Source organism: Sphingomonas mangrovi, from assembly GCF_047975845.1.
Lineage (GTDB): Bacteria > Pseudomonadota > Alphaproteobacteria > Sphingomonadales > Sphingomonadaceae > Sphingomonas.
The window spans coordinates 167,186-187,717 of sequence record NZ_JBIUCZ010000001.1 but is presented as its reverse complement, the minus strand read 5'-3'; the positions used below and the strand labels follow the sequence as shown (position 1 = coordinate 187,717).

Sequence of the window (20,532 nt, the reverse complement as noted above, 5' to 3'; positions counted from 1 at the left end):
GGTTGATGAGGTTGAACACTTGGTGATCAAGAATTTCGTGAACGGGCGCCGGGTCCGCAACGCCGCCGCGCTGCTGCTGCTCGCCGGTGTGGCCACCGCCTCGCTGTCGGCGCAGACCGTGCCGGACGAGCAGGCGAGCCCCGCGGCCAACCTCAACCTGCCGCAGAACCCGACGATCTTCGGAAAGCAGGATCCCAACATCCGCAAGGCGACGGCGATCGTCAACAACACGGTGCTCACCGGAACCGACGTCGACCAGCGTATGGCGCTGGTGGTCGCACTCAACGGCATCAAGCTGAACGACGAGGACCGCGACCAGCTGCGCCTCCAGATCGTGCGCCAGCTGATCGACGAGACGCTGCAGATCCAGGAAGCCAAGGCGAAGGACATCACCGTCACGCCGAGCGAGATCGACCAGGGCTTCGCGCGCGTGTCGCGCAACTTCAAGCGCACGCCGGAACAGATGCGCGACTATCTGCGCCAGGTCGGCGCGTCCGAGAAGTCGATGAAGCGCCAGATCGAGGGCGAGCTCGCCTGGAGCCGCCTGCTGCGCAACAGTGTCGAGCCGTTCATCAACGTCGGCGAGGAAGAGGTGCAGGCGATCCTCGACCGGCTTGAAGCCGCGAAGGGCACCGAGGAATACCACCTCAAGGAGATCTATCTCTCCGCAACTCCCGACCGGGACGCCGAGGTCGTCGACGCGAGCCGCAAGATCATCGAGCAGATCCGCAAGGGCGCTCCGTTCGAGTACTTCGCCAGCAACTTCTCCGAAGCGTCGACCCGCGCGGTGCAGGGCGATCTCGGCTGGATCCGCCTGCCCACCCTGCCCGCGCCGCTCGCGCAGGCCGCGCAGGAGATGCAGGTCGGCCAGATCGCCGGACCGATCCAGACGCCCGGCGGCTATTCGATCCTGTTCCTGGCCGACAAGCGCCAGGTGCTGATGGCCGACCCGCGCGACGCGCGGCTCAGCCTGCGCCAGCTCACCAAGACCTTCCCGGCCGGCACGAGCCAGGCGCAGGCGACCAAGCTCGCCGCGCAGTTCGCCGAGGCGACGGGCAAGATCCGCGGTTGCGGCGAGGTGTCCAAGGTGGCGAGTGACCTGGGCGTCGAGGTGGTCGACAATGATTCGGTGCGCATCCGCGACCTGCCGCCCGCGCTGCAGGAGCTGATGCTCAAGCTTCAGGTCGGCGAGGCGACGCAGCCGTTCGGCAGCCCCTCCGAGGGCGTGCGCGTGCTGGTGCTGTGCGGCCGCGACGACAGCCGCGTCGCCAGCCTGCCCTCCGCCGAGGCGGTGCAGCAGCAGGTCGAGCAGGAGCGCGTCAACCTGCGCGCCCAGCGCATGCTGCGCGACCTGCGCCGCGATGCGATCGTGGAGTATCGCTGATCGCCAGCGCCACGCCTCCGGGCCAGCGGACGCCCGACATCCCGCCGCTGGCCGTCTCGATGGGCGACCCGGCGGGGATCGGACCGGAAATCATCGCCAAGGCATGGGCCGCGCGCGCGCCGCACATGCTGTCACCCTTCTTCGCGGTCGGCGATCCGCAGGCCGTGTCGCGCGTCTGGGACGGGCCGATCCGGACGATCGGCGATCCCCATGAAGCGCCCGCCGCGTTCGAACACGGGCTGCCGGTGATTTCCGCCGGCGCTGCCGGCACGATCACTCCGGGCGAGCCCGACGTCGATGGCGCGCATTGCGCGCTCCAGTCGCTCGAACTGGCCGCCGGGCTCGCGCGGTCCGGGGCGGCCGGTGCTGTGGTGACGGGGCCGGTTTCCAAGAAGCAGCTCTACGACATCGGCTTCACCTATCCGGGCCAGACCGAGTTCGTCGCCGAGCGCTGCGGCGTCGCGCGCGAGAATGCGGTGATGATGCTCGCAGGGCCGACGCTGCGTGTGGTGCCGATCACCACCCACATCCCTCTGCGCAACGTCGCCGAGACGATGAGCGTCGAGCTGATCGTCGCAAAGGCGCGCGCCACCGCGCGCGGGCTGCAGCGCAACTTCGGCATCGCCGCGCCGCGACTGGCATTCGCCGGGTTCAACCCCCACGCCGGCGAGGCGGGGGCGATCGGCAGCGAGGAAATCGACTGCCTGATCCCCGCGATCGAACTGCTGAAGGAAGAGGGCATCGACGCGGTCGGGCCGTTCGCGGCGGACACGATGTTCCATCCACGCGCGCGCGCGCTCTACGACGTCGCGCTCTGCCTCTACCACGATCAGGCGCTCATCCCGATCAAGACGCTGCACTTTGACGAGGGCGTCAACATGACGCTGGGCCTGCCGATCGTGCGCACCTCGCCCGATCACGGTACCGCCTTCGGCATCGCCGGACGGAACGAGGCCGAACCCGGCGCGATGATCGCCGCGATCCGCATGGCGGCGAACGCCGCGGCCACGCGTCGCACCAGCGCTTTCCACTAAGCCGCGATGGATCCGCTGCCCCCGCTCCGGGAGGTCATCCGCCGCCACGGACTGAGCGCGAGCAAGGCACTCGGCCAGAACTTCCTGTTCGACGGCCAGCTGCTCGCGCGGATCGCGCGGGTGCCGGGTGACCTTGCCGGCCAGGAGGTGCTCGAGGTTGGACCCGGGCCGGGCGGGCTCACCCGTGCATTGCTCGCAGCCGGCGCGCGCGTCACCGCGATCGAGCGCGACCATCGCTGCATCCCCGCACTTGAAGAACTGTCCGCCGCCTATCCCGGTCAGCTGCGGCTGATCGAGGGCGATGCGCTGGAGATCGACGCGCCCGCGCTGTTCGAGGGGCGGCCGCACATCGCCTCCAACCTGCCCTACAACGTCGGCACCGCGCTGCTGATCGGCTGGCTTTCGGCCGGCTGGGAGCCGTGGTGGCAGAGCCTGACGCTGATGTTCCAGAAGGAAGTCGCCGACCGGATCGTCGCCGAAGCCAAGGACGACGCCTATGGTCGGCTCGCGGTGCTGGCGCAGTGGCGTTCGGCGGCGCGGATCGCGATGCCGGTCCACCGCTCCGCCTTCACGCCGCCACCCAAGGTGATGTCGGCCGTCGTGCATATCATCCCGGCGGCGATGCCCGAGGGAGTGAAGCTCGCAACGCTCGAACGTCTCACCGCTGCCGCCTTCGGCCAACGTCGCAAGATGCTGCGCCAGAGCCTGAAGCCGGTCGCCGGCGCGTTGGACGCTGCGGAAGCGGTCGGCATCGACCCGACCCGGCGGGCCGAGACGGTCCGCGTCGCCGAGTTCGTCGCGATGGCGCGCGCGTTGGACGCGGCGCGCGCTTAGGGCTTGGCGGGGGTCGGCGTCGTCGGCTGCGCCGGGGTGACCGACTGCTGCGCGGTAGCGGTGACCGGCGGGCCCTTGGCGATCGCGGCGGCGAGTGCGGTGGCGTCGGTGCACTGGGTGCGGCACAGCTTGCGGATCTTGGCGAGGTTCTCCTGCGCCCGGGTCACCGCTCCCTTCGACACCAGCGCCTCGCCCTGCCCGCGCAGCGCGCGCAGGTCGGTCGGCTCCAGCGCCAGCGCCTCGCGATAGAGGCGGATCGACTGGCCCGGCAGGCCCCGCGCGCGGGCGATCTCGGCCAGCGCGATGAAGCCCTGACGGTTGCGCGGATCGACGGTGAGCGCGGTTTCGATCAGGCCAATCGCGCGATCGAGCTGCCCGGCGGCGCGTGCCGCCTCCCCCTGCTGGACGAGGTCGACCGAGCGCGGGTTGATCTGGTCGTCGGGACGCTGACCGCTCAGCGACGTGGAGATGCTGACAAGCGCCAGTGCGGCCGCCGCCGTCAGGGTGGTGAGGCGCATGATCTTCTCCGTAAGCGTCACAGCCGCACGGCTATCACGGCCGCACGAGGCGTGCGACAAAAAAGCCGTCGGTGCCGTCGTGCGCCGGCGTCAGCCGCAGCCCGCCGCCGTGGGCACGTCCCGCCGCCGCCACGATCGGCAGCACCGCCCAGTCGGAATGCCGCGCGCGGAAGCCCGCGATCTGATCGGCGCCCTCGGCGTCCAGCAGCGAGCAGACGACGTAGGTGAGGCTGCCGCCAGGCCGTACCAGCGCCGCCGCGACGTCGAGCAGCCGCGCCTGTACCGCCGCGAACCGGTCGAGCCGCTCGGGGCTCAGCCGCCAGCGCGCCTCGGGGTTGCGGCGCCACGTGCCGGTCGCCGAGCAGGGCGCATCAACCAGCACGAGGTCCGCCTGCCCCGCCAGACCGGAGAGACCTTCGGGCTCGCGATTGGGGTCGAGCAGCCGGGTCTCGGCGATCGTCACCCCGGCGCGGTGGGCGCGCTCGGGCAGCCGCGACAGCCGTCCGCGATCGGTGTCGCTCGCGACGATGCGGCCACGATTGTCCATCGCCGCGGCGAGCGACAGCGTCTTGCCGCCGCCGCCCGCGCACAGGTCGACTACGAGCATGTCCGCTTCGGCGCCGGCAATGCTGCTGACCAGCTGGCTGCCGGCGTCCTGAACCTCGATCCGACCCTCTCGCCAGGCGGCAAGCGGCTCGACCGGCGCATCGGTACCGAGCCGCAACGCGTCCAACGCGAAGCCGAGCGACTCGCCGCCGATCTCCGCCTGCACGCTCGCGCGATCGGCCTTGAGCCGGTTGACGCGCACGTCGACGGGCGCGCGGTCGAGCAGCGCTGCGACTTCGTCCCCACCGAGCCCGGAGGCAGCGAGCGCGTCCATCAGCCAGCGCGGCGCGAGGCCCGCTTCGGCGGCCGGTTCGGCCGGGTCCACCGGGGCAGGTCCGTAGGGCGATCCGTCGAACGTCTCCGCCAGTTCGGGCCGGCTCCGCGCGAGCCCGACCAGCGCCGCGCGGCCGTTCGCCGGCCGCTCGCCGAAGCTGCGGATCGCATCGTACGCCAGCGCGCGGATCGCCCGCCGGTCCTTCGACCCGGCATAGCGCCGCGCCGCGAAGAAGCGCTGGGCGATCGTGTCCGCCGCCGCGCCGCCGCTGCGTGCGGCCTCGATCACTTGGTCGAGCAGTTCGATCGCCGCCTGCGCGCGTGCCGCCGGGGTCATGGCCGTGGTCCGCCCGTGCGGTCAGCGCGTCGGATAATTGGGCGCCTCGCGCGTGATCGTCACGTCGTGGACGTGGCTTTCGCGCAGGCCCGCGCCGGTGATGCGGACGAAGCGGGCGCGCTCGCGCAGCTCGGGCAGCGTGCGCGATCCGGTATAGCCCATCGCCGCCTTCACGCCGCCGACCAGCTGGTGGATCACATCGCGCGCCGGACCCTTGTACGGCACCTGCCCCTCGATCCCCTCGGGAACGAGCTTGAGCTGATCCTTGATGTCCTGCTGGAAATAGCGGTCGGCCGACCCCTTCGCCATCGCGCCGACCGATCCCATGCCGCGATACGATTTGTAGGCGCGGCCCTGGTAGAGAAAGGTCTCGCCCGGCGCTTCCTCGGTGCCCGCGAGCAGCGAGCCGATCATCACTGCCGACGCGCCGGCGGCGAGCGCCTTGGCGACGTCGCCCGAGGTGCGGATGCCGCCGTCGGCGATCACCGGCACGCCCGACTTCTTGGCCTCGGCGGCCGACTCCATCACCGCGGTGAGCTGCGGCACGCCGATGCCGGCGACGACGCGGGTGGTGCAGATCGAGCCCGGGCCGATGCCGACCTTGATGCCGTCGGCGCCCGCGTCGATCAGCGCGCGGGTCGCCTCGGCGGTGGCGACGTTGCCGGCGATCACCTGGACCGAGTTGGAGAGCTTCTTCACCCGCTCGACGGCGCGTGCGACTTCACGATTGTGGCCGTGCGCGGTGTCGATGACGATCAGGTCGCACTCGGCGTCGACCAGCGCGGCGGTACGCTCGTACCCCTTGTCGCCGACGGTGGTCGCGGCGGCGACGCACAGCCGGCCGGCGGCGTCTTTGGTCGCCGACGGGTAGGTCACCGCCTTCTCGATGTCCTTGACGGTGATGAGGCCGACGCAGCGATAGGCGTCGTCGACCACCAGCAGCTTCTCGATGCGGCGCTGGTGGAGCAGCCGGCGCGCGTCCTCCTGGCTGACGCCGGCGGGCACCGTCGCCAGGTTCTCGCGCGTCATCAGCTCGGCGACCGGCTGCGCCGGGTTCTCGGCGAAGCGGACGTCGCGATGCGTGAGGATGCCGACAAGCTTGCCCGCGGCGTCGGTGACGGGAATGCCGCTGATGCGATGGCGCTCCATCAGCGCCTGCGCCTCCGACAGCGGTGCGTTCGCCACGATCGTGATCGGGTTGACCACCATGCCCGACTCGAACCGCTTGACCGCGCGCACGGCGGCGACCTGCTGCTCGATGTCGAGGTTGCGGTGGAGCACGCCGATGCCGCCGAGCTGCGCCATGACGATCGCCATGTCGGCCTCGGTCACCGTGTCCATCGCCGAGGAAAGCACGGGGATGTTGAGGGCGAGGCCGCGGGTCACCTGCGTTCGCGTGTCCGCCTGGCTGGGCAGAACGTCGGATTCCGCCGGGTACAGGAGAACGTCGTCGAAGGTGAGACCGAGAGGGATGTCCATGAGGGCGCCAGATCCTGCGGGAGTCGAAGGTTGGCGGCCCATGTAACCAAGGTGCCGCCGACGCGCTAGGGGGCGATTGGTTCCATCGCGTCGAGATGCGCCTGCACATAGGCGCTGACCTCCCCGACCAGCGATCCGCCGAAGCGCGGGTTGATCTCGAGCAGCTGGGGCTGCCCGTCCTCCAGCTTGTAGTTGAAGCAGCAGGTACCCTCGTAGCCCATTGCCTCCAGGATCGCGGTGCACAGCGGCAGCGCAACGCCCGGTTCGGCCGGGGTGGTGCTGCGCGCCGGCTCGCCGCTGCCGCGCACCGCCAGCGACGTGCCCATGTCGTAGCGGTAGCAGAGCGTGAACCGGATCGCGCCGTCGATACGCAGCAGGTGGAGGACATATTCGTCCGCCCCCGGCACCGCGCGCTGGTGGAAGGAGCCGGCATCGATCGGCCCCAGCGCGGCGGCGGCCGCGGCATCGCGCACCATCGCGCACCCCGCTCCGAAGTCTCCGTGCCGCGCCTTGCGGATATAGGGAAAGCGATCGGGCTCGGGCCCGAGCAGCGCGGGGACGTGATCGGCAAAGCCGTTGGCGATCAGCCACTGGTTGCACGCGAGCTTGTCATCGCACAGCGCCACCAGCTCCGGCCGCGGCAGCACCGCGCGGCGGCGGCCGGCGGCGTTGGCGCCCCGCGCCGCCTCGATCTGCGGCACGCTGAGCGGTACCACCAGGTCGAAGCGCATCATGTCCGGTCCGCTGAGCTCGGCGAAGCTCGGGTCAAAGCGATCGCGGTCGATGTAGCGGGCGATCGCCGGCGCCTGGGTCGAATGCTCGCCGAACAGAATGGCTTTCCTCATGCGCCTGCCATGCTAGCAAAGCGCCACGATTCCAAGCCGGACGGCCCCGCCGCCCGCGCTTCTTCCCCGAGGAGCCCCGATGACCGTCACCCGCCGCGAACTCCTGGCTGCCGGCGCCGCCGCCGCCGCGATCCAGGCGCTTCCCGCCGCCGCCCGCGCCGCGCAGGGCAAGGACGCCGCCGCCGAAGCGCTGCTGAACCAGATCGCGGAGTCGCTGCTCGCCGACATGCCCGAAAGCGCCTCGTCGCTCGGCATCGACACGGGGAAGCGCGCGGCGCTGAAGGCGCGGCTGACCGATCGCTCGCCCGCCGGCCAGGCACGGATCCGCCGCCACCTCACCGAGCATGTCGCCAAGCTGCGGGCTCTCGACACTGCGTCGCTGTCGCCGGCGACGCGGACTGACGTCGACGTGGTGCGCACCGCCTTTGAAACCGCGCTCGACGGCTTGGCGCTGCCCTACGGCGACGTCGCGGTCGGCGGGTGGCGCAACACGCCGTATGTCGTGGTGCAGAACGTCGGCGCCTATCTCGATACGCCCCGCTTCCTCGACAGCGACCACAAGATCGAGACCCGCGCCGACGCCGACGCGTTCGTCGCCCGGCTCGAAGCCTATCCCGCGCAGCTGGACGGCGAGACCGAGCGGCTGCGCGCCGCGACAGCGATGGGCGTGATCCCGCCCGACTTCCTGCTCGACAAGACGCTCACCCAGATCGGCCAGAGCCACAGCGGCGAGGTCACCGACTGGGACGTGTACAAGAGCTACGCCACCCGCACCGCAAAGATCCCCGGCAGCGATGCCCGGCAGGTCGCCCGCATCCTCGACCAGAAGGTCCGCCCCGCCCTGCTGCGGCAGGAAGCGGCGCTCAAGGAACAGCGTGCGAAGGCAACCGGCGAGGCCGGCGTCTGGAAGCTGCCGCAGGGCGATGCCTATTACGCCTGGGCGCTGCGCGCCTCCACCACCACCCGGATGAGCCCCGACGAGGTCCATGCGATGGGCCGCGACGAGCTCGCGCGGCTCCAAGCGGAGATGGACACGATCCTGAAGCCGCTGGGCTATACCAATGGCACCGTCGGCGAGCGGATGACGGCGCTGGGCAAGGACCCGCGCTTCCTCTTCCCGGACGACGACACGGGTCGCGAGCAGATCGTCGCGCTGCTCACCGATCGGATCAACGACATGCGGTCGCGCATGCCGCGCGCGTTCCACACGCTCGTTCCGGGCCGCGCCGAGGTGCGCCGCATTCCGCTGGTCGAGGAAGCCGGTGCCCCGGGCGCCTATGGCGGTCCCGGCTCCATCGACGGCAGCGTCCCGGGCAAGCTGTGGATCAACCTGCGCACCACCGAAATCTGGCCGCGCTACGCGCTGCCGACGCTCGCCTATCACGAGGCGATCCCCGGCCACATCTGGCAGGGCGAATATACCTTTCGCCTGCCGCTCATCCGCTCGATGCTCGGCTTCAACGCCTTCTCGGAAGGCTGGGCGCTGTATGGCGAGCAGCTCGGCGACGAGCTCGGCGTGTACGAGAACGATCCCGTCGGGCGGCTCGGCTATCTCCAGTCGATCGCGTTCCGCGCGTGCCGCCTGGTGGTCGACAGCGGCCTCCACGCCAAGCGCTGGACGCGCGAGCAGGCGATCCAGTGGTTCGCGACCACCAACGGCTCGACGGTGGAGGAAGTCAGCGGCGAGGTCGACCGCTACTGTTCGTGGCCGGGCCAGGCGTGCGGCTACAAGGTCGGCCATTCGGAGATCAACCGGCTGCGCACCAAGGCGCAGACCGCGCTTGGCGACGGCTACGACTTCCGCGGGTTCAACGACGCGGTGGTGACCGGTGGCGGCGTCCCGATGACGGTGCTGGAGCGCAACGTCGACGCCTTCATCGCGAAGGCGAAGGGCTGAGTTCGGGCGCCTCGTCCCCGCCCGCGGCGTCGCGCCATTCCAGCCGGCGCCGCGGCAGGGCGTCGGGCATCGCCTCGCGGATGTAGGCGAGCATCGCCTCGCGGATGTCGCAGCGCAGGTCGAAGGTCAGGCCGGCGTTGGCCGCGGTGGCGAGCACGCGCACCTCGATCGCGTCCGGCTTGGTATCCGTCACCTGCAGCGCCCAGGCACGCCCGTCCCACTTCGGATTGGCGCGCACGATCTCCTCGAACTTCGTGCGGAGCCGCAGGATGTCGGCGGTGGGATCGAGCCAGAAGAAGGCGGAGCCGAGCAGTTGGCTGGAGTTGCGCGTCCAGTTCTGGAAGCTGTCCTCCAGGAACTTCGACACCGGTACCACCAGCCGCCGTTCGTCCCAGATCGCGACCACCACATAGGTCAGGCGGATCTCCTCGATCCGGCCCCATTCGCCCTCGACGATCACCACGTCGTCGATGCGGATCGGCTCGGTGAACGCCATCTGCACGCCGGCGATGATGTTCTTGAGCGCCGGTTGCGCCGCAGCGCCGACCGCCAGGCCGGCAAGCCCCGCCGACGCCATCAGCGTTACGCCGATCGACCGCACGCTGGGGATGCTCAGCAGCATCAGGCAGATGGTGAGGAAGCCGACGCCGAGGATGGAGATGCGCCCCAGAATGGCGCTGCGCGTCCGCCGCCTGCGGGCACGGAGATTGTCGGCGACGCTGATGTCGGCGCCGATCTCCACCGCCCGGCCGCTCGCGCGGATCATCGCGATCGCGAACCAGCCGAGCAGCGCGGGGATGAGGAAGCCGGCGAACTGGGTCCACAGTCCGTCGGCACGCTCGGAGAGGTCGATCCCGCGGCGAACGAACGCCAGCGCCACCGCGACGGTGATCCAGCGTGCCGGTCGGCGGCCATGCTCGACGAACACGTCGTCGGCGGTACCCGGCGTCCGTGCGGCGAACCGGCGCAGCAGCCGGAACGCCACCAAGTGGAGCACCAGCGCGGCCAGCACCGCCGTTGCGACGACGGCGAGGTCGAGGAAAGGATCGGGGACGTCGCGCACCATCGCGGCGACCCTACGTTCGAAATCGGACATGCTGTCCATAACAGAGGTTTCGACGGAGTCGTTCCGTCCATGCAACGACACAGATGCACGATCCGCCGAACGCAAGCCTCTCACTGCGCACGGTTGAGCCGCCCCGCTCTTTGCGATACCGCCAGGGGATGGCAGCGGAACGAAGGGTCCGGCGATGACGGCGACCATCGCGCTCGTCGACGACGACCGCAACATCCTGACCTCGGTATCGATCGCGCTTCAGGCCGACGGTTTCGCGACGCGCGTCTATTCGGACGGTGAGGCGGCGTTGAAGGCGCTGGTCGACAACCCACCCGACCTGGCGGTGCTCGACATCAAGATGCCGAAGATGGACGGCCTAGAGCTGCTGCGCCGGCTGCGCGAGAAGAGCCAGGTGCCGGTGATCTTCCTCACCTCGAAGGACGACGAACTCGACGAGGCGCTCGGCCTGGCGATGGGCGCCGACGACTATATCGCCAAGCCGTTCTCCCAGCGGCTCCTGATCGCCCGCATCCGCGCCATCCTGCGCCGCGCCGAAGCGGTGTCGCCGACTGCGGAAAACGAGGCGGAAGCGCCGCAGCCGGTGCTGGAACGCGGCCGGCTGGCGATGGACCCGGCCCGGCATCGGGTCACCTGGGCCGGCGGTCTGGTGACGCTCACCGTCACCGAGTTCCTGATCCTCGAGACGCTGGCGCAGCGGCCCGGCATCGTGAAGACGCGCAACCAGCTGATGGACGCGGCCTATCAGGACGACATCTACGTCGACGACCGCACGATCGACAGCCACATCAAACGCATCCGCCGCAAGTTCCGGCAGGTCGACAAGGAGTTCGATGCGATCGAGACGCTCTATGGCGCCGGCTACCGCTTCTCGGAGGAGTGACGAGGCGGCGCTGAGCCCGCGCTGGTCGGGCCGCGTCTCGCTCACCCCGCGCATCCTGTTCGTCAACATCTTCGCCGTGGCGCTGGTCGCGGGCGGCTTCTTCTATCTCGACACGTTCCGCGCGCGCATCCTCGACGAGCGCGTGACGCAGGCGGAGCGCGAGATCGCGCTGACGGGCGAGGCGCTGCGCGCGGTGGTGCCGGCGGCACGCACGCCGCTGCTGTTGCGCATGGCGCGGGCGCAGGGTGCGCGGCTGCGCGTCTACGACCGTGCAGGGGTGGAACGCTTCGACAGCCGCGCCGCGGGCGTCGAGAACTTCCGCCTGCGCGATCCCGACAAGGACCCGTGGCAGCAGGACGCCGCACGGTGGCTCGACGCGCTGATCGATACGGTGGTGGGGACACCGCGCGCGCCGCTCTACCGCGAGCGCGGCAATGCCGAGGGACTGAAATGGCCCGAGACGCGCAGCGCGATCACCAGCGGCCTCGCCGTCTCCAGCGTGTGGCGTGCGCCGGACCGGACCCCGATCATCACCGCCGCGGCGCCGCTCACCGCCGACACCACGCTCCATTCGACCATCGACGCGCGCGGAATCGTCCAGACCGTGCGCGCCGAGCGCTTCCGGCTGAGCGTCGTGCTGCTGGTGGTCGCACTCGTCTCGATCCTCCTCTCGCTGTTCCTCGCCCGCACCATCGTCCAGCCGCTGCGCCTGCTCGCGCGCGCTGCGGTTCGCGTCCGGCTCGGTCGCGCGCGCGAGGTGGTGGTGCCGCGGCTTCCGGATCGCCGCGACGAGATCGGCATGCTCGCGCGCTCGCTCTCCGACATGAGCGGCGCCCTGCGCGCGCGGATCGACGCGACCGAGGCGTTCGCCGCCGACGTCACCCACGAGCTCAAGAACCCGCTCGCCTCGCTGCGGTCGGCGATGGAGAGCCTGGATCACGTCAAGGACCCGGAACTGCAGGCCCAGCTGTTCGCGATCATGCGCGACGACGTCCATCGGCTCGACCGTCTGATCGGCGACATTTCCGACGCCTCGCGGCTCGACGCCCAGCTCAGTCGCGCCAAGTTCGAACCGATCGACGTGGCGGCGCTGCTCGACGCTTTGGTCGGACTGCGCGACGCGCGCACGCCGACGCGCAACATCCGCATCCGCTTCGACCGGCTGAGCGACGGCCCGCTGCTCGTCTCCGGCGAGGGCGCGCGGCTGGAACGCGTGTTCGAGAACCTGATCGACAACGCCGTGTCCTTCTCGCCCGACGACGCGCTGGTCGGCGTCTCCGCGGTCGCCGAGGACGGCTGGATCGTCGTCCGCGTCGAGGACGAGGGGCCGGGCGTGCCGGAGGAGGCGCGCGACGCGATCTTCCGCCGCTTCCATTCGGTGCGGCCCGCGGGCGAGGCGTTCGGCACCCATTCGGGGCTGGGCCTTGCCATCGCGCGGACCATTGTCGAAGGACATGCGGGCATGATTGACGTCGAATCACGGGAAGATCGCCTGAGCGGCGCACGCTTCGTCGTCCGCCTGCCGCAGGTGGCGGCGTGAGCGAGCCTTCTTCCGAAACGCTCCATGCCTGCTGCGTCGCGATCGGCGGGCGAGGCGTGCTGATCGAGGGCGACTCGGGTGCCGGAAAATCCGACCTGACGTTGCGGCTGGTCGATCGTGGCGCCGAGCTCGTCGCGGACGACTATACCGTGCTGACCGCGCAGGGCGGCCGGCTAGTCGGCCGCGCGCCCGATCGCATCGCGGGTCGGATCGAGGTCCGCGGCATCGGCATCGTCTCCCTTCCCTACCGAAACGAGGTTCCCGTCGCGATGCTGGTCCGGATCGAGCCCACGCCCGAACGCCTGCCCGAGCGGCCGGAGCGACGCCGCATCGCCGGTCTGGAACTGCCGGTGGTCGCGCTGCCCGCGCTGGAGCCGTCGGCGCCGATCAAGGTCGAGCTTGCGCTGCGGGCGCTGGCGGCATGATCCATGCCGCCGACCCGCAGCGAATCCTGCTCGTCACCGGCATGTCCGGCGCCGGCAAGTCGACCGTGCTCAAGACGCTCGAGGATCTCGGCTGGGAGGTGGTCGACAACCTGCCGCTGCTCCTGCTCAACCGCCTGCTCGCCACCGAACAGCCGCTCACCCATCGCGACGGCAGCCGCCCGCTCGCGCTCGGCATCGGCCCGGGTACGCGCGGCTTCGACGCCGAGCAGATCGTGGGGCGCATCAAGCTGCTCAGTGAAGAGCGCGACCGCGACGTGGGCACCTTGTTCCTCGATTGTGCCGGCGTCGAACTCGAACGCCGCTATGCCGAGACGCGGCGGCGACACCCGCTCGCCGCGGACCGGCCGGCGAGCGACGGCATCGCGCGCGAACGCGAGCTGCTCGCGCCGCTGCGGCGCTGGGCCAGCCAGCTGATCGACACCACGCGGCTTTCGGCGAACGACCTCGCCCAGCAGATCCGCGCGACCTACGACGTTCCCGGACAGAGCGGCCCGACGCTGTCGGTGCTGTCCTTCGGCTTTGCGCGCGGGGTACCGCGCAACGCCGACCTCGTCCTCGACATGCGCTTCCTGCGCAACCCCCACTGGGTGCCCGAACTGCGCCCCGGCACCGGCCGCGACGCGGACGTTTCCGCCTATGTCGCCGCCGATCCCGCCTATCCCGAAGCGATGGCGGCGATCGAGACGCTGCTGGGCACGCTGGTGCCCCGCTACGGCGCGGTTGGAAAAGCCTATGTTACTGTCGCGTTCGGGTGTACCGGGGGGCGACACCGTTCGGTCCATGTCGCGGAGCGGATGGCGGCATGGTTACGCGACGCAGGATTTTCGCCTACGGTGACCCATCGCGATCTGGGGAGCTTCCCGCAGAACGCGCTGGAGGATGCACCGCAGGCACCATGATTCGCTCGGGGGCGAGAGAGAAATGATCGGCTTGGTACTCGTGACGCACGGGCGGCTCGCACAAGAGTTCGTCGTCGCGATGGAGCATGTCGTCGGCCGGCAGGAACGGATCGCCACCGTCTGCATCGGCCCCGAGGACGACATGGAAGAACGCCGCGCGGAAATCGCGCAAGGCATCGACGCCGTCGACGACGGAGCCGGCGTGATCGTCCTCACCGACCTGTTCGGCGGCACGCCCTCCAACCTCGCCATTTCGCTGATGGAGACCGGGCGGATCGAAGTCATCGCCGGAATCAACCTGCCGATGCTGATCCGGCTGGGCGGCGCGCGCAAGACGATGAAGGTCGTCGAGGCGGTCGCCGCCGCGCGCGACGCCGGGCGCAAATATATCTCGGTCGCATCCGAAGTGCTCGGGGAAGCCGCCGCATGAGCGAAGTGCGCCGCGAGGTCCGCATCACCAACCGCCGCGGCCTCCACGCGCGCGCCAGCGCCAAGTTCGTGACGCTCGCCGCCACCCAGCCGACCGCACTGACGGTGGAGAAGGACGGGTCGCAGGTCACCGCCACCTCGATCATGGGGCTGATGATGCTCGGCGCGGCGATGGGCGACACCATCGTCATCCGTGCCGAAGGGCCCGATGCCAATCGCGCCGTGGGCGAACTGGTCGCGCTGGTCGAGGACCGCTTCGGCGAGGATTGATCCTCCGCCTGCCATCGTCATGCCCAGGGAAATCACCGCCTTTTCGAACCCGCTGGTCAAGCGGGTCCGCACGCTTCGCGACAAGAAGCACCGCCGCGACGAGGGCCTGTTCCTCGCCGAAGGGCTCCGCATCCTCACCGAGGCGCGCGAGGCCGGCCACCTGCCCCGCTACCTGTTCTACACGCGGGCGAGCGCCGACCATGCGCTGGTGCGGCCGCTGGTCGCGGCATGCGAGGCGGCGGGCGGCGAGGCGATCGAGACCAACGCCGACATCCTGTCGAAGCTGTCGGGCAAGGACAATCCCGGCGCGGTGCTCGGCGTCTACGACGAACTGCCGACCGCGCTCGACCGGCTCGACCGCGCCACCGCGCCGCTGTGGCTCGTCGCCGAGCGGTTGCGCGATCCGGGCAATCTCGGCACCATCCTGCGCACCGCGGACGCGACCGGCGCCGGCGGGGTGATCCTGCTCGACGACTGCGTCGATCCGTTCTCGGTCGAGGCGGTGCGGGCGAGCATGGGCGCGATCTTCACCGTTCCGTTCGCCCGCGCGCGCTGGGACGAGTTCCGCAGCTGGTTGCGCTCCGGGCCGGGACAACTCGTCGGGCTGAGCCTCGACACCGAGCATCACTATCGCGCCCCGGCCTACGCGGCGCCGACCTTTCTGCTGACCGGCAACGAGGCGCAGGGCATGCCCGACTTGATGGCCGCCGAATGCGACCTGCTGGTCAAGATCCCGATGCTCGGCAAGGCCGACAGCCTCAACGCCGCGGTCGCCACCGCGGTGATGGCGTACACGGTGCTCGATCGGCAGGAACCGGCGGGCTGAAGCCATTCGTGTCCCCGCGCAGGCGGGGACACAGGGCCACGCAGAACGACGGAAGCGTCCGGTACCCTGGGCTCCCGCCTGCGCGGGAGCACGGCAGAGGGTTGTCGGAGGCTTACTCCGCCGCTTCGTGCTCCGGTTGCTCCAGCGCCGGCGTCGCCAGTTTGGTCAGCGGCCGCGTCGTCTGTTCCACCACCGGCAGTGGATCGAGCGTCTTGCCGCCGGTATCCACGTTAAGCGTCTCAAACCGCTTGGCCGAGGTCAGCACCTGCGATTCCAGGCTGCCAACGAAGGCGTTGTAGGCGCCGGTGGCGGTCTCCAGGTTCTTGCCGAGCCTGGCGACGTGCGAGCCCATCGTGCACAACCGGCTGTGGAGCTCCTTTCCGAGCTCGGCGATCTGGCGCGCTTCGCCCGCCAGCTTCTCCTGCCGCCACACCGCCGCCACCGTACGGGCGATCGCGATCAGGTTGGTCGGCGTCGCGATCAGCACGCGGCGGTCGAAGGCGAAGTCCCACAGGTCGGGGGCATGCTCCAGCGCGGCGGAGAGGAAATGCTCGCCCGGCACGAACATGATGACGTAATCGGGCGTGTCGTCGAACTGCGCCTGATAGGATTTAGCGCCGAGCTGGTTGATGTGCGTCTTCATCGACGTCACGTGCGCCTGCATGTGGGCCGCCCGCTCGCGCTCGTCGATCGCGCCGTGCGCGTCCTGATAGGCATTGAGTGAGACCTTCGCGTCGATCACCAGGCTCTTGCCGCCGGGGACCTTGACGATCGCGTCGGGCCGCAGCCGCCCGCCCTCGCTCTCGACGCTGACCTCCATCGCGAAGTCGGTGTGCTCAGCCAGGCCGCAGGTCTCGAGCACGTTGCGCAGCTGCTGCTCGCCCCAGCGGCCCCGCGCCTTGGGCGCCGAGCGCAGCGCGTTGACCAGCTTGGCCGCCTCGCTCTTCACCGACTCCTGGCCGAGACGCATCGCCTCCATCAGCCCGGCGAGGTTGCCATAGGCTTCCTTGCGCTCGCCCTCGACCTTGCTGACGTTCTGCTCGTAGCGCTGGAGCGTCTGCTCGACGGGCGCGAGCAGCGCCTTGAGCTTCATCTCGTTCGTCTCGCCCGCCTGGTGGAAGCGCGCGTCGGCGCGTTCGAGGAAGGTCCGTTGCGCGCCGTCGAGCATCACCTGCGCGGTCTCGCGGAACTGCGCGGTCATCGCCTCGCGCGCATCCTTGAACTCGGCGAGCCGCTCCTCGAACGCCGCCGCGGTCGCCTTCAGCCGCGCATGCTCCAACCGCTCGCCTTCCAGTTCGCGCCGGAGCGTGTCGACCTCTTCGCGCAACGGGCCCACGTCCTTGGCGCGCTCGCTGGCGAGCGCCAGGTCGGAAATCGCCGCCTTGAAGTCGCTCTCGCGCCGGTCGCGCTCGGTACGCGCCTCGGCGATCCCGCGTTGCCCGAGGAACCAGCCGAGCGCGAGCCCGGCGACCAGCGCCAGCACGACCACCAGCAGAACCACAGCATCCATTGCAACCACCTCGAAACGCGAACGAACCCGGAACTTACCCGCCGCCGGGAAGCCGGACAAGCGGAACATCGGCCGTCGGCGATCCGTTGGTCGTCCAATCCTGCAACAACCCGAAGGAACGCCCATGTCGATCGCCGAGATGATCAAGTCGCACCCGGACGTCGCCGGCAGCCTCAACGAGCCGCTGGCACTCGCCGTCCGGCACGCCATGTTCTGCTCGGCGATCTGCACCAGCTGCGCCGACGCATGTCTGGCGGAAGAGAGCGTCGCCGACCGGCGCGAGTGCATCCGCCGCTGCCTCGACTGCGCCGACATCTGCGACGCGACGTTCAAGGTCGCGACCCGCCGCACCGGCAGCAACGAGGCGATCCTGCAGGCGATGCTGCGCACCTGCATCGAGGCATGCGAGGAATGCGCCAAGCATTGCGAAATGCACGACGACGACCATTGCCGCCGCTGCGCCACGATGTGCCGCGAGTGTGCGGACGATTGCCGCAAGGCGCTCGCGACCTTCTGATCGCCCTTCCAGCCTCGCCGCCGCTCGCCTAAGCGGCGGCGATGCTGACCGATATCGAAATCTCCCGCGCCGCGCCGCTGCTGCCGATCGGCGAGGTCGCTGCCAAGCTCGACATTCCGGCGCAGGCGATCGAACCCTATGGCCACTACAAGGCCAAGCTGACCCTTGACGCGCTGCCGAAGCGCAGCACCACCGGCAAGCTGATCCTGGTCACCGCGATCAACCCGACGCCCGCGGGCGAAGGCAAGACCACCACCTCGGTCGGGCTCGCCGACGCGCTGTCGCGCAGCGGCCGCCGCACCGCGCTGGCGCTGCGCGAGCCGTCGCTCGGGCCCTGTTTCGGGACCAAGGGCGGCGCGGCGGGCGGCGGCCATGCGCAGATCGTGCCGATGGAGGAGATCAACCTCCATTTCACCGGCGACTTCTACGCGATCACCAGCGCGCACAATCTGCTCGCCGCGATGGTCGACAACCATGTCTACTGGGGCAATGCGCTCGGTCTCGACGTGCGGCGGATCAGCTGGCGGCGGGTGATGGACATGAACGATCGCGCGCTGCGCGGTTTGGTCCAGTCGCTCGGCGGCGCGAGCAACGGCTATCCGCGCGAGTCCGGCTTCGACATCACCGTCGCCTCGGAAGTGATGGCGATCCTGTGTCTCGCGAGCGACCTCGCCGATCTGGAGGCGCGGCTTGGCCGGATCATCGTCGGCTACACCGCCGACCGCCGCGCCGTCACTGCGCGCGACCTCAACGCTGCCGGCGCGATGGCAGCGCTGCTCGCGCACGCGATCAAGCCCAATCTGGTACAGACGCTGGAGGGCACCCCCGCCCTGCTCCACGGCGGCCCCTTCGCCAACATCGCCCACGGCTGCAACTCGGTGATCGCAACGCGGGCCGCGCTGGGCCTCGCCGACTATGTCGTCACCGAAGCCGGCTTCGGCGCAGATCTGGGCGCGGAGAAGTTCTTCGACATCAAGTGCCGCAAGGCGGGGCTCGCGCCCGACGCCGCGGTGGTGGTGGCGACGGTGCGCGCGCTCAAGATGAACGGCGGCGTCGCCAAGGCGGATCTCGCCCAACCCGACGTCGCGGCGGTCGAGCGCGGCGGCGTCAACCTCGCGCGGCATCTGGAGAACGTCCGCCAGTTCGGCGTTCCGGCGGTGGTGGCGATCAACCGCTTCGCCTCCGACACCGAGCAGGAAATCGCGGCGGTCCAGGCGATCGCCGCCGCGCAGGGTTGCGAGGCGATCGTCTGCACGCACTTCGCCGACGGCAGCGCCGGCGCGGCCGACCTCGCCGAAGCGGTGGCGGCCTTGGCGGATTCGGGCACCGCGCGCTTCGTGCCGCTCTACGACGATCGGCTGAGCCTGTTCGAAAAGATCAACTCGGTCGCCACCCGCATCTACCGCGCCGAGGAGGCGGTGGCGGACGCCAGCGTGCTCGCGCAGTTGCGCCGTTGGGAAGCCGACGGCTTCGGCGACCTGCCGGTGTGCATGGCCAAGACGCAGTACAGCTTCTCGACCGATCCGACGCTGCTCGGCGCGCCGACCGGCCATGTCGTCCACGTTCGCGAGGTGCGACTGGCGGCGGGCGCGGGCTTCGTGGTGGCGATCTGCGGCGAGATCATGACCATGCCCGGGCTGCCGCGCGTACCGGCAGCCGAGGGCATCCGCGTCAATGCTGCGGGGCAGATCGACGGGCTGTCGTAAGGAGGCGGCGCCTGAGCGCCGCCGCCGGGGTCAGGCGGCCTTGCGCAGCTTGTTGAGCCGCTTGATCACCATGTCGCGCTTGAGCCGCGAGAGATGGTCGATGAACAGCACGCCGTTGAGATGGTCCATCTCGTGCTGCAGGCAGGTCGCGAGCAGCCCGTCAAGCCACTCGTCATGCTCCTTGCCCTGTTCGTCCAGCCAGCGGACGCGGCAGCGCGCGGGGCGCTCGACGTCGGCGAACTGCTCGGGGATCGACAGGCAGCCCTCCTTGTAGAGCGAGCACTCGTCGGAGGTCTCGACGATCTCCGGATTGACGAAGGCGCGCGGCTCCTTGACCGGCTTTCCCTCCTCGTCCTCCTGCTCCTGCAGGTCGATCACCAGCACCCGCTTGGGCACCGCGACCTGGATCGCGGCGAGGCCGATGCCGGGGGCGTCGTACATCGTCTCGAACATGTCGGCGACGAGCGTGCGGACGTCGTCGTCCACCGCGTCGACGGGCGTGGAAATCAGCCGCAGGCGCGGATCGGGGATCTCGATGATGGGCAGGATGGCCATGCCCGCTAGCTAGGTAAGCGCCCCCCGCCCGTCAAGCGAGCGCGACGCGCGCCGCTACGCCACCGGACGCCGTGCCCGCAGCGCCTGGGCGAGCGTGCCCTCATCAAGGTAATCGAGCTCGCCGCCGACCGGCAGCCCGTGCGCAAGCTGGGTGACGCGCACCGGATAGCCCTCGATCCGCTCGGCAAGATAGTGGGCGGTGGTCTGCCCCTCCAGCGTCGCGTTCATCGCCAGCACGACCTCGTCGACGCCGCCCTCGGCGATGCGGGCGAGCAGGCGGTCGATCGCGAGATCCTCAGGCCGAACACCTTCGAGTGCCGACAACCGGCCGCCGAGCACGTGGAAGCGGCCGGGGAACAGCCGCGAGCGCTCCAGCGCCCACAGGTCCGCGACCTCCTCGACCACGCACAGCGCGCGCCCGTCGCGGCGCGGATCGGCGCACACCGAGCAGGGGTCGCTCGTGTCGACGTTGCCGCAGGTCGAGCAGGTCGACAGCCGTTCGCTCACCCGTTCCAGCGCACCGAGCAGCGGCACCAGCGCGGTCTCGCGCTTCTTGATGAGGTGGAGCACCGCCCGGCGCGCGGACCGCGGGCCCAGGCCCGGCAGGCGGGAAAGCGCCTGCGTCAGCGCGTCGATCTCGGGGGAAGCCATCGCCGGAACAGATAGGGG

Annotated in this window: 21 protein-coding genes; 13 read left to right on the top strand and 8 right to left on the bottom strand. The window is 70.1% G+C overall.

Annotation, left to right across the window (positions count from 1 at the left end; genetic code table 11):
• The first annotated feature begins 22 nt into the window (after positions 1–22).
• From ACBY01_RS00835 to rsmA, 3 genes are read left to right on the top strand one after another with little or no spacing between them, the layout of a single operon-like run.
• The gene (locus tag ACBY01_RS00835) at positions 23–1,384 is read left to right on the top strand and encodes a peptidylprolyl isomerase (protein ID WP_416458844.1); all 1,362 of its coding nucleotides are present in this window, start codon (positions 23–25) and stop codon (positions 1,382–1,384) included.
• 38 nt (positions 1,385–1,422) lie between these two features.
• On the top strand, positions 1,423–2,418 hold the full coding sequence (gene pdxA, locus ACBY01_RS00830) for a 4-hydroxythreonine-4-phosphate dehydrogenase PdxA (protein ID WP_416458949.1): 996 nt from the start codon (positions 1,423–1,425) through the stop codon (positions 2,416–2,418).
• Positions 2,419–2,424: 6 nt separating this feature from the next.
• Positions 2,425–3,252 carry a 16S rRNA (adenine(1518)-N(6)/adenine(1519)-N(6))-dimethyltransferase RsmA gene (gene rsmA, locus ACBY01_RS00825; protein ID WP_416458843.1) on the top strand — a complete coding sequence of 276 codons (828 nt, stop codon included), beginning with the start codon at positions 2,425–2,427 and terminating at the stop codon, positions 3,250–3,252.
• Here rsmA and ACBY01_RS00820 read toward each other — a convergent pair.
• The 4 genes from ACBY01_RS00820 to ACBY01_RS00805 form a co-directional block, all read right to left on the bottom strand.
• Positions 3,249–3,770, bottom strand: a complete 522-nt coding sequence (locus tag ACBY01_RS00820; protein WP_416458842.1) for a tetratricopeptide repeat protein — start codon at positions 3,768–3,770, stop codon at positions 3,249–3,251. The genes rsmA and ACBY01_RS00820 overlap by 4 nt on opposite strands.
• 34 nt (positions 3,771–3,804) lie before the next feature.
• Positions 3,805–4,986 carry an RsmB/NOP family class I SAM-dependent RNA methyltransferase gene (locus ACBY01_RS00815; protein WP_416458841.1) on the bottom strand — a complete coding sequence of 394 codons (1,182 nt, stop codon included), beginning with the start codon at positions 4,984–4,986 and terminating at the stop codon, positions 3,805–3,807.
• Between the two features lie 21 nt (positions 4,987–5,007).
• Positions 5,008–6,465: an IMP dehydrogenase gene (gene guaB, locus ACBY01_RS00810; protein ID WP_416458840.1), complete on the bottom strand. Its 1,458-nt coding sequence runs from the start codon at positions 6,463–6,465 to the stop codon at positions 5,008–5,010.
• A gap of 65 nt (positions 6,466–6,530) precedes the next feature.
• Positions 6,531–7,310: a hypothetical protein gene (locus ACBY01_RS00805; RefSeq protein WP_416458839.1), complete on the bottom strand. Its 780-nt coding sequence runs from the start codon at positions 7,308–7,310 to the stop codon at positions 6,531–6,533.
• 79 nt (positions 7,311–7,389) lie between these two features.
• On the opposite strand from ACBY01_RS00805, the gene ACBY01_RS00800 reads away from it, so the two are divergent.
• Positions 7,390–9,207 carry a DUF885 domain-containing protein gene (locus ACBY01_RS00800; RefSeq protein WP_416458838.1) on the top strand — a complete coding sequence of 606 codons (1,818 nt, stop codon included), beginning with the start codon at positions 7,390–7,392 and terminating at the stop codon, positions 9,205–9,207.
• Here ACBY01_RS00800 and ACBY01_RS00795 read toward each other — a convergent pair.
• Positions 9,185–10,312, bottom strand: coding sequence for a mechanosensitive ion channel family protein (locus ACBY01_RS00795; RefSeq protein ID WP_416458837.1), 1,128 nt, complete (start codon positions 10,310–10,312; stop codon positions 9,185–9,187). The two genes, ACBY01_RS00800 and ACBY01_RS00795, sit on opposite strands and share 23 nt — an antisense overlap.
• Positions 10,313–10,457: 145 nt before the next feature.
• Here ACBY01_RS00795 and ACBY01_RS00790 point away from each other — a divergent pair, with 145 nt between their 5' ends.
• From ACBY01_RS00790 to ACBY01_RS00760, 7 genes are read left to right on the top strand one after another with little or no spacing between them, the layout of a single operon-like run.
• A complete protein-coding gene (locus ACBY01_RS00790; RefSeq protein WP_416458836.1) occupies positions 10,458–11,165 on the top strand; it encodes a response regulator in 708 nt (235 codons plus the stop codon).
• Positions 11,134–12,705: a sensor histidine kinase gene (locus ACBY01_RS00785; RefSeq protein ID WP_416458835.1), complete on the top strand. Its 1,572-nt coding sequence runs from the start codon at positions 11,134–11,136 to the stop codon at positions 12,703–12,705. Before ACBY01_RS00790 ends, ACBY01_RS00785 begins: the two co-directional genes overlap by 32 nt.
• Positions 12,702–13,130, top strand: coding sequence for an HPr kinase/phosphorylase (locus tag ACBY01_RS00780; RefSeq protein ID WP_416458834.1), 429 nt, complete (start codon positions 12,702–12,704; stop codon positions 13,128–13,130). Before ACBY01_RS00785 ends, ACBY01_RS00780 begins: the two co-directional genes overlap by 4 nt.
• On the top strand, positions 13,127–14,050 hold the full coding sequence (gene rapZ / locus ACBY01_RS00775) for an RNase adapter RapZ (protein ID WP_416458833.1): 924 nt from the start codon (positions 13,127–13,129) through the stop codon (positions 14,048–14,050). The genes ACBY01_RS00780 and rapZ overlap by 4 nt, the downstream gene beginning before the upstream one ends.
• Before the next feature lie 22 nt (positions 14,051–14,072).
• The gene (locus ACBY01_RS00770; RefSeq protein WP_416458832.1) at positions 14,073–14,480 is read left to right on the top strand and encodes a PTS sugar transporter subunit IIA; all 408 of its coding nucleotides are present in this window, start codon (positions 14,073–14,075) and stop codon (positions 14,478–14,480) included.
• The gene (locus tag ACBY01_RS00765) at positions 14,477–14,749 is read left to right on the top strand and encodes an HPr family phosphocarrier protein (RefSeq protein ID WP_416458831.1); all 273 of its coding nucleotides are present in this window, start codon (positions 14,477–14,479) and stop codon (positions 14,747–14,749) included. Before ACBY01_RS00770 ends, ACBY01_RS00765 begins: the two co-directional genes overlap by 4 nt.
• 19 nt (positions 14,750–14,768) lie before the next feature.
• Positions 14,769–15,575 (top strand): TrmH family RNA methyltransferase, encoded by an 807-nt coding sequence (locus ACBY01_RS00760; protein WP_416458830.1) that lies wholly within the window; start codon positions 14,769–14,771, stop codon positions 15,573–15,575.
• Between the two features lie 112 nt (positions 15,576–15,687).
• On the opposite strand, the gene ACBY01_RS00755 is transcribed toward ACBY01_RS00760, so the two are convergent.
• Positions 15,688–17,085: a DNA recombination protein RmuC gene (locus ACBY01_RS00755; RefSeq protein ID WP_416458829.1), complete on the bottom strand. Its 1,398-nt coding sequence runs from the start codon at positions 17,083–17,085 to the stop codon at positions 15,688–15,690.
• Positions 17,086–17,209: 124 nt separating this feature from the next.
• Here ACBY01_RS00755 and ACBY01_RS00750 point away from each other — a divergent pair, with 124 nt between their 5' ends.
• Together ACBY01_RS00750 and ACBY01_RS00745 are read left to right on the top strand one after the other, a co-directional pair.
• Complete coding sequence (locus ACBY01_RS00750; RefSeq protein ID WP_416458828.1) at positions 17,210–17,602, top strand: four-helix bundle copper-binding protein; 393 nt, start codon at positions 17,210–17,212, stop codon at positions 17,600–17,602.
• Between the two features lie 41 nt (positions 17,603–17,643).
• Positions 17,644–19,308, top strand: a complete 1,665-nt coding sequence (locus ACBY01_RS00745; RefSeq protein ID WP_416458827.1) for a formate--tetrahydrofolate ligase — start codon at positions 17,644–17,646, stop codon at positions 19,306–19,308.
• A gap of 30 nt (positions 19,309–19,338) precedes the next feature.
• On the opposite strand, the gene def is transcribed toward ACBY01_RS00745, so the two are convergent.
• Positions 19,339–19,863 carry a peptide deformylase gene (gene def, locus ACBY01_RS00740; protein ID WP_416458826.1) on the bottom strand — a complete coding sequence of 175 codons (525 nt, stop codon included), beginning with the start codon at positions 19,861–19,863 and terminating at the stop codon, positions 19,339–19,341.
• Positions 19,864–19,917: 54 nt separating this feature from the next.
• Positions 19,918–20,514, bottom strand: a complete 597-nt coding sequence (gene recR, locus ACBY01_RS00735; protein ID WP_416458825.1) for a recombination mediator RecR — start codon at positions 20,512–20,514, stop codon at positions 19,918–19,920.
• Positions 20,515–20,532 lie beyond the last annotated feature (18 nt).